This is a genomic window from Prevotella micans F0438, assembly GCF_000243035.1.
GTDB classification, from domain to species: Bacteria; Bacteroidota; Bacteroidia; order Bacteroidales; family Bacteroidaceae; genus Prevotella; species Prevotella micans.
On record NZ_JH594521.1, the window covers coordinates 367,234 to 380,163 of the forward strand.

Annotated in this window: 9 protein-coding genes and 1 CRISPR repeat array (1 of these 10 only partly in view); of the genes, 5 read left to right on the forward strand and 4 right to left on the reverse strand. The window is 44.2% G+C overall.

Annotated features, from left to right (window positions below):
• Positions 1-76 precede the first annotated feature (76 nt).
• The 3 genes from lpxD to lpxA are packed head-to-tail and all read left to right on the forward strand — an operon-like array spanning position 77 to position 3,301.
• On the forward strand, positions 77-1,117 hold the full coding sequence (gene lpxD, locus HMPREF9140_RS01410; RefSeq protein WP_006951246.1) for a UDP-3-O-(3-hydroxymyristoyl)glucosamine N-acyltransferase: 1,041 nt from the start codon (positions 77-79) through the stop codon (positions 1,115-1,117).
• Between the two features lie 6 nt (positions 1,118-1,123).
• The gene (locus HMPREF9140_RS01415; protein WP_006951248.1) at positions 1,124-2,512 is read left to right on the forward strand and encodes a bifunctional UDP-3-O-[3-hydroxymyristoyl] N-acetylglucosamine deacetylase/3-hydroxyacyl-ACP dehydratase; all 1,389 of its coding nucleotides are present in this window, start codon (positions 1,124-1,126) and stop codon (positions 2,510-2,512) included.
• 18 nt (positions 2,513-2,530) lie between these two features.
• Positions 2,531-3,301, forward strand: a complete 771-nt coding sequence (lpxA, locus tag HMPREF9140_RS01420) for an acyl-ACP--UDP-N-acetylglucosamine O-acyltransferase (RefSeq protein WP_006951249.1) — start codon at positions 2,531-2,533, stop codon at positions 3,299-3,301.
• A gap of 1,242 nt (positions 3,302-4,543) precedes the next feature.
• Here lpxA and groL read toward each other — a convergent pair.
• From groL to HMPREF9140_RS01440, 4 genes are all read right to left on the reverse strand, one after another.
• The gene (gene groL / locus HMPREF9140_RS01425; protein WP_006951250.1) at positions 4,544-6,169 is read right to left on the reverse strand and encodes a chaperonin GroEL; all 1,626 of its coding nucleotides are present in this window, start codon (positions 6,167-6,169) and stop codon (positions 4,544-4,546) included.
• Positions 6,170-6,193: 24 nt separating this feature from the next.
• Positions 6,194-6,466, reverse strand: a complete 273-nt coding sequence (locus tag HMPREF9140_RS01430) for a co-chaperone GroES (protein ID WP_006951251.1) — start codon at positions 6,464-6,466, stop codon at positions 6,194-6,196.
• A gap of 139 nt (positions 6,467-6,605) precedes the next feature.
• Complete coding sequence (locus HMPREF9140_RS01435) at positions 6,606-8,960, reverse strand: mechanosensitive ion channel family protein (protein ID WP_006951252.1); 2,355 nt, start codon at positions 8,958-8,960, stop codon at positions 6,606-6,608.
• 101 nt (positions 8,961-9,061) lie between these two features.
• On the reverse strand, positions 9,062-10,012 hold the full coding sequence (locus HMPREF9140_RS01440; RefSeq protein WP_006951253.1) for a glucosaminidase domain-containing protein: 951 nt from the start codon (positions 10,010-10,012) through the stop codon (positions 9,062-9,064).
• A 111-nt stretch (positions 10,013-10,123) separates the two neighbouring features.
• Between HMPREF9140_RS01440 and HMPREF9140_RS01445 the strand changes: the two genes are divergently transcribed.
• Both HMPREF9140_RS01445 and HMPREF9140_RS01450 read left to right on the forward strand, forming a co-directional pair.
• The gene (locus tag HMPREF9140_RS01445) at positions 10,124-10,450 is read left to right on the forward strand and encodes a 2-amino-4-hydroxy-6-hydroxymethyldihydropteridine diphosphokinase (protein WP_006951254.1); all 327 of its coding nucleotides are present in this window, start codon (positions 10,124-10,126) and stop codon (positions 10,448-10,450) included.
• Positions 10,447-11,055 (forward strand): tetratricopeptide repeat protein, encoded by a 609-nt coding sequence (locus tag HMPREF9140_RS01450; RefSeq protein WP_006951255.1) that lies wholly within the window; start codon positions 10,447-10,449, stop codon positions 11,053-11,055. The genes HMPREF9140_RS01445 and HMPREF9140_RS01450 overlap by 4 nt, the downstream gene beginning before the upstream one ends.
• A 149-nt stretch (positions 11,056-11,204) precedes the next feature.
• Positions 11,205-12,930: a CRISPR direct-repeat array (repeat unit 47 nt; unit sequence GTTGTTTATACTACTGCATAGATACACATTTTGAAGCAATTCACAAC); it runs 1,158 nt beyond the window's last position.

A 12,930-nucleotide genomic window follows, 5' to 3' on the forward strand; every position in this document is an offset into this window, starting at 1 on the left:
TTTATCCGTATTGTTTCCGCTGTTGTGGCAAATCTTCTCTACCTTTGCGCGCATTAAATACCATATTTAATTAAGAATGGAATTTACAGCAAAGCAAATTGCCCAACTTATTCAAGGTCGTGTAGAAGGCGACGATGAAGTGACCATTAATACATTTGCCAAGATCGAGGAAAGCAGACCCGGAGCTATCTCGTTTTTGGCAAATCCTAAATATACACACTATCTCTACGAAACGAAAAGTTCGGTAGTTTTGGTCGATGAAGACATAACCATAGACCAACCGGTTAACACTACTCTTATTCGTGTTCGGAATGCTCGCGATTGTGTGGCAAAGCTGCTTCAGCTCTACGAAAGCATGAAACCCAAGAAGAACGGAATTGATTCGCTAGCTTTCGTTTCGCCTAAAGCTAAGATAGGGAAGGATGTATATATAGGTGCTTTCGCTTATATAGGTGACGGAGTGGAACTGGGTGACGATTGTTTGATTTATCCGCACGCCACGATAATGGATAATTGTAAGCTGGGCAAAGGTTGCATCGTATATCCCAACGTGAGCATATACCACGAAACGCACTTTGGTAACAACGTTACTATTCATTCGGGAAGCGTCATTGGCGCCGATGGATTCGGATTCGCTCCCAACGAAGAGGCGGGAAGCTATGATAAGATTCCGCAGATTGGTAATGTTGTAATTGAGGATGATGTTGAGATTGGTGCTAATACTTGCATAGACCGTGCAACAATGGGAAGTACAATTGTTCGGAAGGGTGTTAAGCTCGACAATCTTATACAAATTGCTCATAACACCGATATTGGAAGAAACACTGTTATGAGCGCGCAAGTTGGAATAGCTGGCTCGACCAAAGTTGGAGAATGGTGTATGTTCGGCGGACAGACAGGCATATCGGGACATATCGAAATAGGTAATAAGGTTGCGCTAGGCGCACAATCGGGCGTTCCGGGTAATATTAAGTCGAACCAAAGACTGATTGGTACTCCTCCCATGGAACAACGCAAATTCTTCAAGTCGCAGGCACTGATTCGCCGGCTTCCCGAACTGCACGAACAAATAAAGACCCTCCTGAAAGAAGTCGAAGAACTGAAAAAGAATAAATAAACATACATGGACACAGCAAAGCAAAAAACGCTGCGGGGGAGTTTCTCCCTTTTCGGAAAAGGTCTGCACACAGGACTCAACCTTACAGTAACTTTTAATCCGGCACAGGAAAACACAGGATACAGAATCCAACGCATTGACTTAGAAGACCAGCCAATCATAGAAGCAGTTGCAGAAAATGTAATCGATACACAGCGTGGCACTGTGCTCGCAAAGGGCGATGCGCGAGTTAGTACTATCGAGCATGGAATGGCGGCGCTTTATGCAATGGGAGTCGACAACTGCCTGATACAGATTAACGGTCCTGAGTTTCCGATTCTCGACGGCTCGGCAGCAATGTATGTCGACAAGATTAACGAAGTGGGAATGGTTGACCAAAATGCACCGAAGGATTATTACATCATCCGGAAGAAAATAGAAATAAACGACGACAACGGTTCCATTATAACCATTCTACCTGACGAACAATTCTCTATAACAGCGATGTGTTCGTTCGACTCGAAATTCATCAGCAGTCAGTTTGCAACGCTCGACAATATTGAGAAATTTGCAGACGAAATAGCTCCTGCCCGAACATTCGTATTTGTTCGCGACATAATGCCGCTGCTCAAAGCCAACCTCATCAAGGGTGGTGACCTCGACAATGCAATTGTAATTTACGAACGGCAAGTTCCGCAGGAAACCCTCGACCAACTGGCCGACCTGCTGAAAGTACCCCATATGGATGCTGAAAACATTGGCTACATTCAGAACAAACCACTCATTTGGGACAACGAATGTACCCGACACAAACTGCTAGATATTATAGGAGATATGGCCCTCATCGGCAAGCCTATAAAAGGTCGTATTGTGGCAACACGCCCCGGACACACAGTTAACAACAAGTTTGCTCGACTGATGCGCAAGGAAATTCGCAAACACGAAGTGCAGGCCCCAATCTACGACCCGAACGACGAACCGCTGATGGACAACATACGTATTCGCGAACTCCTTCCGCACCGCTATCCAATGCAACTCGTAGACAAGGTTGTGGCGATGGGCTCTACGAACATCGTCGGAATCAAAAACGTGAGTAGCAACGAACCTTTCTTCCAAGGGCATTTCCCGCAAGAACCTGTTATGCCAGGTGTTCTGCAAATAGAAGCAATGGCACAATGCGGTGGCCTTCTAGTTCTCTCGCAAGTTGAAGAACCCGAACGCTGGTCGACTTATTTCCTTAGGATAGACGACGTAAAGTTCCGCCAGAAAGTAACACCCGGCGACACGCTCCTGTTCCGCGTAGAACTCCTTGGCCCGGTGCGCCACGGTATTAGTTCGATGAAAGGCTATGTTTTTGTTGGCGAGCGCGTTGTGGCCGAAGCAACGTTCACCGCACAGATTGTAAAGAATAAGTAAAAACGAATTATATTATAAATGAATAAGATTAGTCCTTTAGCCTTCGTACACCCCGAAGCAAAACTCGGCGAGAATAACGTCATCGGCCCGTTCTGCTACATCGACAGAAACACTGTCATCGGCGATGAGAACATTCTTCAAAACAGCGTTACACTGAACTATGGTACGCGTCTTGGTAGCGGAAACGAAATCTTTCCCGGAGCAAGCATTTCTACCAAGCCGCAAGACCTTAAATTCAAAGGCGAGGACACAACCTGCGAGATTGGCAACAACAATTCCATCCGTGAGAACGTCACAATTTCGAGAGGCACTGCATCGCGCGGCATAACTGTGGTGGGCAGTAACAACCTCCTTATGGAAAACATGCACGTGGCCCACGATTGTATTCTCGGCTCGAATCTTATAATCGGCAACTCCACCAAATTCGCGGGCGAAGTAGTTGTGGACGATAACGCAATCATTTCGGCCACCGTTTTGGCCCATCAATTCTGCCGCGTGGGTAGCTACGTGATGATTCAAGGCGGAAGCCGATTTTCGCAAGATATTCCGCCATACATCATCGCTGGGCGAGAACCAATCAGATATGCCGGGATAAATGTTGTAGGCTTGCGTCGCCGCGGCTTCTCTAACGAGATGATAGAACTTATCCATGAAGCCTACAGAATAATCTACAGCGAAGGCACGCGCGAAGAAAACATTCAGAAATTACGCTCTACCCTCAAAATAACCCCTGAGATAGAATACATAATCGACTTCATTCAATCTTCCAAGCGAGGCATAGTTAGATAAAAAACTTATTCTCATAACATTTTTATTATCTCCGGTTCAGCTTAATCTCGAGCCGGAGATTTTCTTTTTCGTTATGTTCTGCGGGTAGGGTTGGTACGCTTAATTAATCTGCTTTTCACGAAGATATAATTTTGAGATGCTATAATTACGTGAATTCGGTTTAAGAATCTGCTTAATATTTTGGAGAGGAAATAGAACTTATACTGGGCATCCGATTCTCTCTGCTTTGATGTTTAATAGATGTCAACTCGGGACGTTAGCCCGCATGTAGGGACAGGCTCCGTGTCTGTTCGTCTGTCCATCCGTCAGGATGGAATAAATATCCCGCCCTCCGAACAGGATGGGGAAATATTATTCGGTCGGTAGACTGAATTGGCATTGTTATCGGACAGACACGAGGTCTGTCCCTACATGTGTAGCCTCTCGCAAATTCGCTCAATACCCATGCGGTCGATGGTTGAGTGGGTATTTCTATTAAACTGAACTTATGTATAATTCTGCTTTGCGGTCTGGAGGCTGTTTTCGAAGGTTCCGGAAATGGCCGAAACGCCTTGTTTTAGGGAGGTTCAAGTTTTCTCTGGAAAACGCATACGTGTGCGCGAAAATTTTCTCACGGCGCTATCTCCTAGAAATTACCTTGCATCCCCCGAGAAATTACTCCCGAGTCCACGTGTATCTACTCTCCTATCCCCGAGCTATTACAACTATACTCCATTCTATTTATATACGGAGTCCCTTCTATTTACATAGGGAGTTGTATTATAGACATACTGGAGAAATTGGATTATCATCGTGATGACACAAATTTATCATCACGATGAAACGTTTGTATCATCATGATGAAACTAATTTTTCATCGTGATGATAATTCAATTTCTCGGTTTAGAAAACAATGAGAGTACGTATGTAGATAAACGTGGACTTGGGAGTAATCGCTCGGGAGTACGGGAGTAATCGCTCGGGGATAGGAGAGTAGATACACGTGGACTCGGTTGTGAAGAAATTTATGCGCACACGTATGCAATTTCCAGAGCACGCGAGAAGCGCTTTTTCGCATGTGGTAAAAGCTTTTGATTTCTCTCTTTTCCTCCCTTTCTCATGAACGGGATAAAATGAAATGTAGTTAATGGGAATAAAATAAGCGGAGGGGAATATCTGTTATGTGATACTTCCCTCCGCTTTGAGTATTCCGGGAGGGTTCTTTGGCAAGGCCTCCCGGAATATGGATTGGTTTGTATGGGTTTACATCATTCCGCCCATACCTGGCTGTGCGGGCATTGCGGGTGCCTCTTCGGGTTTGTCTACAATGAGGCATTCGGTTGTGAGGAACATGCCGGCTATCGAGGCTGCGTTTTCAAGGGCTACGCGGGCAACCTTGGCGGGGTCGATGACTCCGGCTGTGCGCAAGTCTTCGTAGGTGTCTTTGCGGGCGTTATAGCCATAGTCGCCTTTGCCTTCACGAACTTTGTTGACAACAACGGCTCCTTCGCCGCCGGCATTTTCGATTATCTGGCGGAGCGGCTCTTCGATGGCACGGCAAACGATGTTTATACCGGTTTGTTCGTCCTGGTTCTCGCCTTTTATGGAAGCGAGCGGTTCTTGAGCGCGGATGTAGGTTGTGCCGCCGCCGGCAACTACACCTTCTTCCATTGCTGCACGTGTTGCGCAGAGGGCATCGTCAACTCGGTCTTTCTTTTCTTTCATCTCGACTTCGGAGTTTGCACCTACGTAGAGTACGGCTACGCCGCCGGAGAGTTTGGCGAGGCGTTCTTGGAGCTTTTCCTTGTCGTAAGAACTCTTGGTTGCCGAGATTTCGTTCTTTATCTGTGCCACGCGTTCCTGGATGGCGTCTTTGGCGCCGGCTCCGTCGACGATGGTGGTGTTGTCTTTTGAGATATTTACTTTCTTGGCTGTTCCGAGCATGTCGAGTGTTGTTTTGTCGAGTGTGAGACCTTTCTCCTCGCTTACAACGACTCCACCGGTGAGCACAGCTATGTCTTCGAGCATGGCTTTGCGACGGTCGCCGAATCCTGGTGCCTTAACTGCACAAATCTTTAGGCCGGCGCGGAGGCGGTTCACAACAAGTGTTGTGAGTGCTTCGGAATCAACATCCTCGGCGATGACGAGGAGTGGACGTCCACTTTCGGCAGCGGGCTGAAGTATGGGTAGGAAGTCTTTCACGTTGGAAATCTTCTTATCGTATAGGAGTATGTACGGGTTTTCCATCACGCACTCCATCTTGTCGGTGTCGGTTACGAAATAGCCGGAGAGATAACCGCGGTCGAACTGCATTCCTTCAACCACTCCGATGTTTGTTTCGCGTGTTTTGCTTTCTTCGATTGTTATCACGCCGTCTTTTGAAACCTTACGCATTGCGTCGGCAAGTAATTTACCGATTTCGGGGTCGTTGTTGGCGCTTACGGTTGCAACTTGTTCTATTTTATCGTAGTTATCTCCAACCACTTCGGATGCCTCTTTGATGTAGGCTACAACTTTTTCGACGGCTTTGTCGATTCCGCGTTTCAAATCCATCGGATTAGCTCCTGCGGCCACATTTTTCAGTCCTTCGTTCACAATGGCTTGTGCAAGAATTGTGGCGGTTGTGGTTCCGTCTCCGGCGTCGTCGCCTGTTTTGCTGGCTACGCTCTTAACGAGTTGTGCACCGGCATTTTCGAAATTGCATTCTAGTTCTATTTCTTTTGCAACGGTTACGCCGTCCTTGGTTATTTGCGGGGCGCCGAACTTCTTACCTATAACAACGTTGCGACCTTTTGGGCCAAGGGTTACTTTTACGGCGTTGGCCAGTTGGTCGACTCCGCTTTTGAGAAGCTCGCGGGCTTCACTGTCGAATTTTATCTCTTTTGCCATGATGATTTATTTTTTTGATTTGTTTTATTTCTCTACTACTGCTAGGACGTCGCTCTGGCGCATGATGAGATATTTCTGCGAATCGTCTTCGATTTCGGTTCCGGCATATTTGCCATAAAGAACCTCGTCGCCGGCTTTGAGCACCATTGCTTCGTCTTTTGTTCCGTTGCCAACGGCAACTACTTTACCTCTTTGGGGTTTTTCTTTAGCTGTGTCGGGAATAATGATTCCTCCAACTTTCTCTTCGGCAGGTGTCGGCAAAACGAGCACTCTGTCTGCTAAGGGTCTAATTGTCATGTTTGTTTTTTATTTTAAAGTTATTGTTTCTGTTTCCGAGCACCCTTGTTGGTGCTTTCGCCCTCTTATTGTCGAAAACCGTGCCAATGGCTCTAGCGACGCAAATCTGTCACATTGCCGACTGACACATCTGACAATATTATGTACTGTGTTTAATGGTTATTTCGCGTTGCGGGAATGGAATCTCGATGCCGTTGCTGTTGAGCGTTTCGTAGATGCACTCCATTATTGTGCTGTCGTCGCTCGACTGTGTGAGCACGTTCACCCACACAAATACTTTGAGGGTTATGCAGCTGTCGTCGAAACTTCTCAACACTACTTTCGGCTTCTTACCCTGATAGATGAATCCGAGCCGGGCAATTGATTCCTCGAGCAGCTTCTTCACTTGGGCGATATTCGTGCCATAGGCGACGCCTACCTCGAGAGTGTCCAGTTCATAGCCATGATTTTTAGTCATATTCTTATAGTTCTTCGTGAAGAGCTGTGAGTTTTGGAAGGCTATGACCGAACCGTCCAGCGCCTCTAGCATTGTGGATGTATAATTTATAGAGGTCACCCGCCCGCGCACTCCGTCGCAAATGATATAATCGCCAATTTTAATTCTCCCGGCCATGAGCGAGATACCATAATAGATATTCTCCAGAATATCCTTCATCGCGAATCCAATACCAGTCGACAGGCCTCCCGAGACAACTACTAGCCACGTGTTGTTCACCTTGAAAATATTCAACACCGTGAGTAGCCACGCACCCCACACAACTACTTGTACTACATTAATAAGCATTACGCTACGCGAAACTGCCGTTGTGGGGTCTTTGCTTTGTAGATAGAGCTTTATGAAATCCTTTATCGTGTTATTAAGATATTTGAAAACGAACCAAAGGATAATCGCCGCCGCAATTGCGAAAATACTTATCTGCAGATTGGGCGAATTAATGAAGTTCGTTCGGATAACCTGCCATGTCATCTCGCTCAGATTGAAAACATCAGCAGCCCAATAGAGCGCCAGGATAAACGATAACACCATGGCCGAGGGAAGCATGACAAAATAGCATAACCGAAAGAACCATGTGCGCGAAACCGGTTTTGAACCCAGGTCATGCCGGTCGCGATATTGTGCCAGATAGTCATGTGCGCATGCAATCGTAAGAATGCATGCCTGCTGCATCACCCACCAAATTACAATCTGGACGGAAAGCAATATATAACCTACCCAGGAACTCACCAGTGCAAGTGTAAAGATAGCTTGTGAAATATAAGCCAGATAGAGGTCATACTTCGGTACGCGTAGCCTGTGCTTTGCGATCACTTTTGCCTGCCAAATAGTTGTCACAAGGAGTGCTGCCGGAAAAATAAGATTCACGATAGTTTCCGGAATCAAAACAATCCGGAAAGCAATAACAAGGAAGGCGATTAGAATTATGGGATAGTAGATTTTATAAGTGATCCTAATATGTTCTCCGTCGATTCGCAAAAGCAGTGAAGCGAAAATTACCGTGAGCATCCATACGAACTCCAGCAGTAGTCTGCTGGCCATGTTTACAAAGTTCGATTCCGAGAAAAACGGGATGATAATCAAAATCAAACCGAATGTGAAGATTGACGCAACCGTTATGATACTTGTTCTTTTAGCTCTAAAAGCCTTGCTACGTTCCGAATCCTCGTTCTTGAAAAACTTGGTTACTAGAAAACGGATACTCAAATAATTCACAAGCACGGCAATAAGACCGTACATGAATATCATCCCGAATAGTCCGATGAGCCACATCACATCCCATTGCGAACTCACTAACCGCTGTGGAGTGTACTTCTCTGATAATGTTATGCCTAACTGCAAAACATTGAGACGGAACTGCGACAGAAACTTAAGATAATTGTCGCTCCGATTCAGGAATATGCCCGATTGAAACTCCTTGTAACGCTTCTGGGCATAAGCATCGAGCGATTGCACTTGCTGACGGCTATAGTCGTAATATCGCGTATACTCCAGATAAGAATCGTTATTCTCCCGCAACATCCTCCGAATACTCTTTGCAAGTGTCAAACACACGTTACGGTCGGTCTTAGTCTTCTCCGACATGCCAGTAGTGTACATCGTGCTCAGCACGTTAATCAATGAGTCGTAGCGTGCAATCTCCTCATTACTTTGCATAATCATCAATTGGAATGGGCGAGTTTTTTCCTGGAAATCACTCCACAGTTTAGTGGCCTCATGACATGCATATGTCAGGTCGAAAATATTTTCCGAATTCTGTGAATAAAGCATCAGGGAAATCTGCGCCGAATTTTCGCCAATCTCGTGCAACTGCTGCATAACCCTTTCGTTGATTAGCTTAGCTCGGTTGAGCTGCTCGGTTTGCTCATAGTGCCGTGTGATTAGCTCATGGCGCAGTACAGCTAGCGAATTTTGCAACGAATCCTCCTGCAGAACAGCCGCTGCCGGAAGAATGAAAAACATAAGAAGCAAGTTGAGAAGGAAAATTCTTTTGTTCATTTACTTTATTCATTTTCTAATGCAACCTCGCCGCAACATTAGCTGCCACGGCGAGGTTGCCAATAAAAGGAAAGGTTATTTTTATGATTATTGATAGGATACTAATAGAGTCGCACCTGGTCGCCCACTTTTACGCCGCGAGCCGCGAGGTCGCGATTCATTGCAATTAGATAGCGGAGCTGGATACCGTAGGATTGCGAGATGTCGTATAGACTTTCGGCGTTTTGCACACGGTGGAATCTGCTTCGGTCTTGCGGTGCCTGGTGTTGTTTCTTTTTCAGCCATATGAATTCACCTTCGCTCAGAATATCGTTACGGTCGCGCTCGTTATATTGCGCTAACTTTCGATAGCTCACACCGACTTCTTTTCCGATTGTTTCAAAAGTGTCGCCAGCACGTGCAACTATATAATAATTTTCGTTGTATCGTCTAATGGTATGCGCCGGCCCAACCATTTGTGAGCGGTCCATACGAGGCGTTGTCCCTATTTTTTTATTTTGCGCTTGGCTTAGGTCTATCGGGCGCGAGGTGCCTGTCATGATGTCATATTGATATAGTTTATATAGTTCGATGATATCGATTAGCCGTTGGGCATATGCCGGATTAGTTGCATATCCGGCGCGTTTGAGTCCGTGTGCCCATCCACGATAGTCGGTTGTGGCTAAGCTGAACAGCGAATTATATCGTGGGCGATTACGTAGAAATCTTGAGTGGTCTTCATAGCTTTCGATGACCGAATCGTAGGCTCGGAAGCATTCGCCGCGGAAGTCGTCATCGTGATAGACGGTTCGCCCGTCCCACCCATGACATTTGATTCCGAAATGATTATTCCCTTTCTGCGACAGTTCGCTTTGTCCGGCAGCACTCTCCAGTACAGCTTGTGCAAGGGTTATGCTGGCTGGAATGCCGTATTTGAGCATCTCGGCAATGGCGATGTCTTTGTATTTGTCGAAATAGTTTTGAAAGGTTTGGTTCCATTTCGGTCCTGGACCGGCAATGGTCGGTAATAATGTTAGGCTGAAAGTGAGCCAGGAAAGAAAAAATCGTTTCATTAATATGTTATAGAATGTAATGGATGCAAAATTACGCGGTTTGAGAACCTGTCCAAAACATATATTCTTAAAAACTACAAAACCCCAAAGCGTTGAAATACCTTTGCAGACATGGATATCAAGATTACTTTAGGTTCCAATATCAATCAGAAAAATAATATCGATGTAGCACGTCGTATGCTTACCGAGATATTTCCGGATATACGTTTTTCCGAGTCGGTTTGGACGGAAGCAGTTGGGATTGAATCTGATAGGTTCCTGAATTGTATTGCAGTTTTCGACTCCAATTTTTCGGAAAGCGAACTCATCGCCCGATTCAAAGCTATTGAGCACGAACTAGACGATTCACACGAAAACCACAGTCTTGGAACAGTTATAATCGACATCGACCTCATTTCGATGGGCAACCGACAAATTCGACAAATCATTTGGGAATGAAACTCTTCAAAACTTTTCTTATTCTCTTCATTGCGTTATTTGCTTCGAATATTCGTGCGCAAAAAAACGATTCCGAACAGCTTGGAATGGCGTTGGAATATTTTACGTCGGGAAAATTCCACGAATCGCTGCTTATCTTTCAGGAACTCGACGTCCGCCATAAGCTCAACCCGCGTTTCAAGGCCTACATAGGTATTTGCCATTATCACGAGTGGAATTACAAACAGGCAGTCGAGTATCTAGATTCCGCCATTCCTCAGCTTGAAGGTATGGCGCCCCACGAGCGTTCGGTTTATTATTTCGCGGCTGGTGAGAGTCATTTCCAACTGAAAAACTATGAGCAGGCCATCACCTATTACGAGCGCGTGCTCGAAGTTTGCTACGAAAGTGAGAAGGGCGAAACATTCTATCGTCTTGGACTGGCCCACATGTTTCTCGAGCATTGGCAGGCAGCGCGCGATAATTATATTCTTGCGCAAATTCACCTAACCTCTCTTCTCTCCAACCGAGAGACGTCGGCTCATCTAAGTATCCGTTCGCGGCTGTCCCAAATTAGTCGCATGATTGCTGGATGCGAGCAATATATCCATGAAACATCTAAATGATAGTCTTATCAAGTTATGGAATGCTAGCTGAAAATATTCTATGTATAAAAAAGGGTCCTAATCTTTCAGATAGGACCCTTTCCATTACAGTCTTTATTTTGCACAAACAACATCTATTAATTTGATAATCAGAGAAATACTATCCTTCAGTTGTTTATACTACTGCATAGATACACATTTTGAAGCAATTCACAACTTTAGAATTAATATTATTAAGTTGCTCTATGTTGTTTATACTACTGCATAGATACACATTTTGAAGCAATTCACAACAACAAATACGGGACATTGAGTATCAGAATGTTGTTTATACTACTGCATAGATACACATTTTGAAGCAATTCACAACGCGATTATAGGTGCTGTCGCTGCGATTGCTGTTGTTTATACTACTGCATAGATACACATTTTGAAGCAATTCACAACCTGAAGCGCCTCCGGCCTACGGAAAACGAGTTGTTTATACTACTGCATAGATACACATTTTGAAGCAATTCACAACATAAACACGCGTATCATAATTAATAGAAGGGTTGTTTATACTACTGCATAGATACACATTTTGAAGCAATTCACAACTTTTTACGGCTTCCAGGCTGACAATAGTAAGTTGTTTATACTACTGCATAGATACACATTTTGAAGCAATTCACAACACGGTTGCGGTTTTGATGGGCGTCACCCCCGTTGTTTATACTACTGCATAGATACACATTTTGAAGCAATTCACAACTCTTATGGACGAGTTAAACTCGATCCTGATGTTGTTTATACTACTGCATAGATACACATTTTGAAGCAATTCACAACCAAAGCTCCAGCAGGAGCAGAGAATATACGGTTGTTTATACTACTGCATAGATACACATTTTGAAGCAATTCACAACTAAAACAGCCGGTGAGGTTTTGAAGCCTTTGTTGTTTATACTACTGCATAGATACACATTTTGAAGCAATTCACAACCTAATCCCATTTCTAATTCATTCAAAATTAGTTGTTTATACTACTGCATAGATACACATTTTGAAGCAATTCACAACAAGATTTTCGTTATACTGTTGAGCGTGTAGGTTGTTTATACTACTGCATAGATACACATTTTGAAGCAATTCACAACTTCAAATTCTGTAGCTACTTTTGTAACTGGTTGTTTATACTACTGCATAGATACACATTTTGAAGCAATTCACAACATGGTAATGTCGACTACAGTATTGTCAACGGTTGTTTATACTACTGCATAGATACACATTTTGAAGCAATTCACAACATTCTCAAGCTCGTCTTAATGATGCTAACGGTTGTTTATACTACTGCATAGATACACATTTTGAAGCAATTCACAACAACAGAATATAAACACATAATAACTCCATGGTTGTTTATACTACTGCATAGATACACATTTTGAAGCAATTCACAACTAAAGCGTGAGCAGACGTATATACAGAATAGTTGTTTATACTACTGCATAGATACACATTTTGAAGCAATTCACAACCGAGGCCTCCTCGAGCGAATTTTGCAGATTGTTGTTTATACTACTGCATAGATACACATTTTGAAGCAATTCACAACAGGTGTTATGGATATGTTAAATTATGATATGTTGTTTATACTACTGCATAGATACACATTTTGAAGCAATTCACAACTTCTAGTTTGCCAGAGGTTTTACGCACTGAGTTGTTTATACTACTGCATAGATACACATTTTGAAGCAATTCACAACGCGGACCAAACGTGCACATTATCATGCTTGTTGTTTATACTACTGCATAGATACACATTTTGAAGCAATTCACAACTCGTTTGAATGCTCGAGGTAAGCGTTTGTTGTTGTTTATACTACTGCATAGATATACATTTTGAAG

Coding starts and splice junctions, on each gene's coding strand:
- lpxD (WP_006951246.1), top strand. CDS start 77: ATGGAATTTACAGCAAAGCAAATTGCCCAACTTATTCAAGGTCGTGTA.
- HMPREF9140_RS01415 (WP_006951248.1), top strand. CDS start 1,124: ATGGACACAGCAAAGCAAAAAACGCTGCGGGGGAGTTTCTCCCTTTTC.
- lpxA (WP_006951249.1), top strand. CDS start 2,531: ATGAATAAGATTAGTCCTTTAGCCTTCGTACACCCCGAAGCAAAACTC.
- groL (WP_006951250.1), bottom strand. CDS start 6,169: ATGGCAAAAGAGATAAAATTCGACAGTGAAGCCCGCGAGCTTCTCAAA.
- HMPREF9140_RS01430 (WP_006951251.1), bottom strand. CDS start 6,466: ATGACAATTAGACCCTTAGCAGACAGAGTGCTCGTTTTGCCGACACCT.
- HMPREF9140_RS01435 (WP_006951252.1), bottom strand. CDS start 8,960: ATGAACAAAAGAATTTTCCTTCTCAACTTGCTTCTTATGTTTTTCATT.
- HMPREF9140_RS01440 (WP_006951253.1), bottom strand. CDS start 10,012: ATGAAACGATTTTTTCTTTCCTGGCTCACTTTCAGCCTAACATTATTA.
- HMPREF9140_RS01445 (WP_006951254.1), top strand. CDS start 10,124: ATGGATATCAAGATTACTTTAGGTTCCAATATCAATCAGAAAAATAAT.
- HMPREF9140_RS01450 (WP_006951255.1), top strand. CDS start 10,447: ATGAAACTCTTCAAAACTTTTCTTATTCTCTTCATTGCGTTATTTGCT.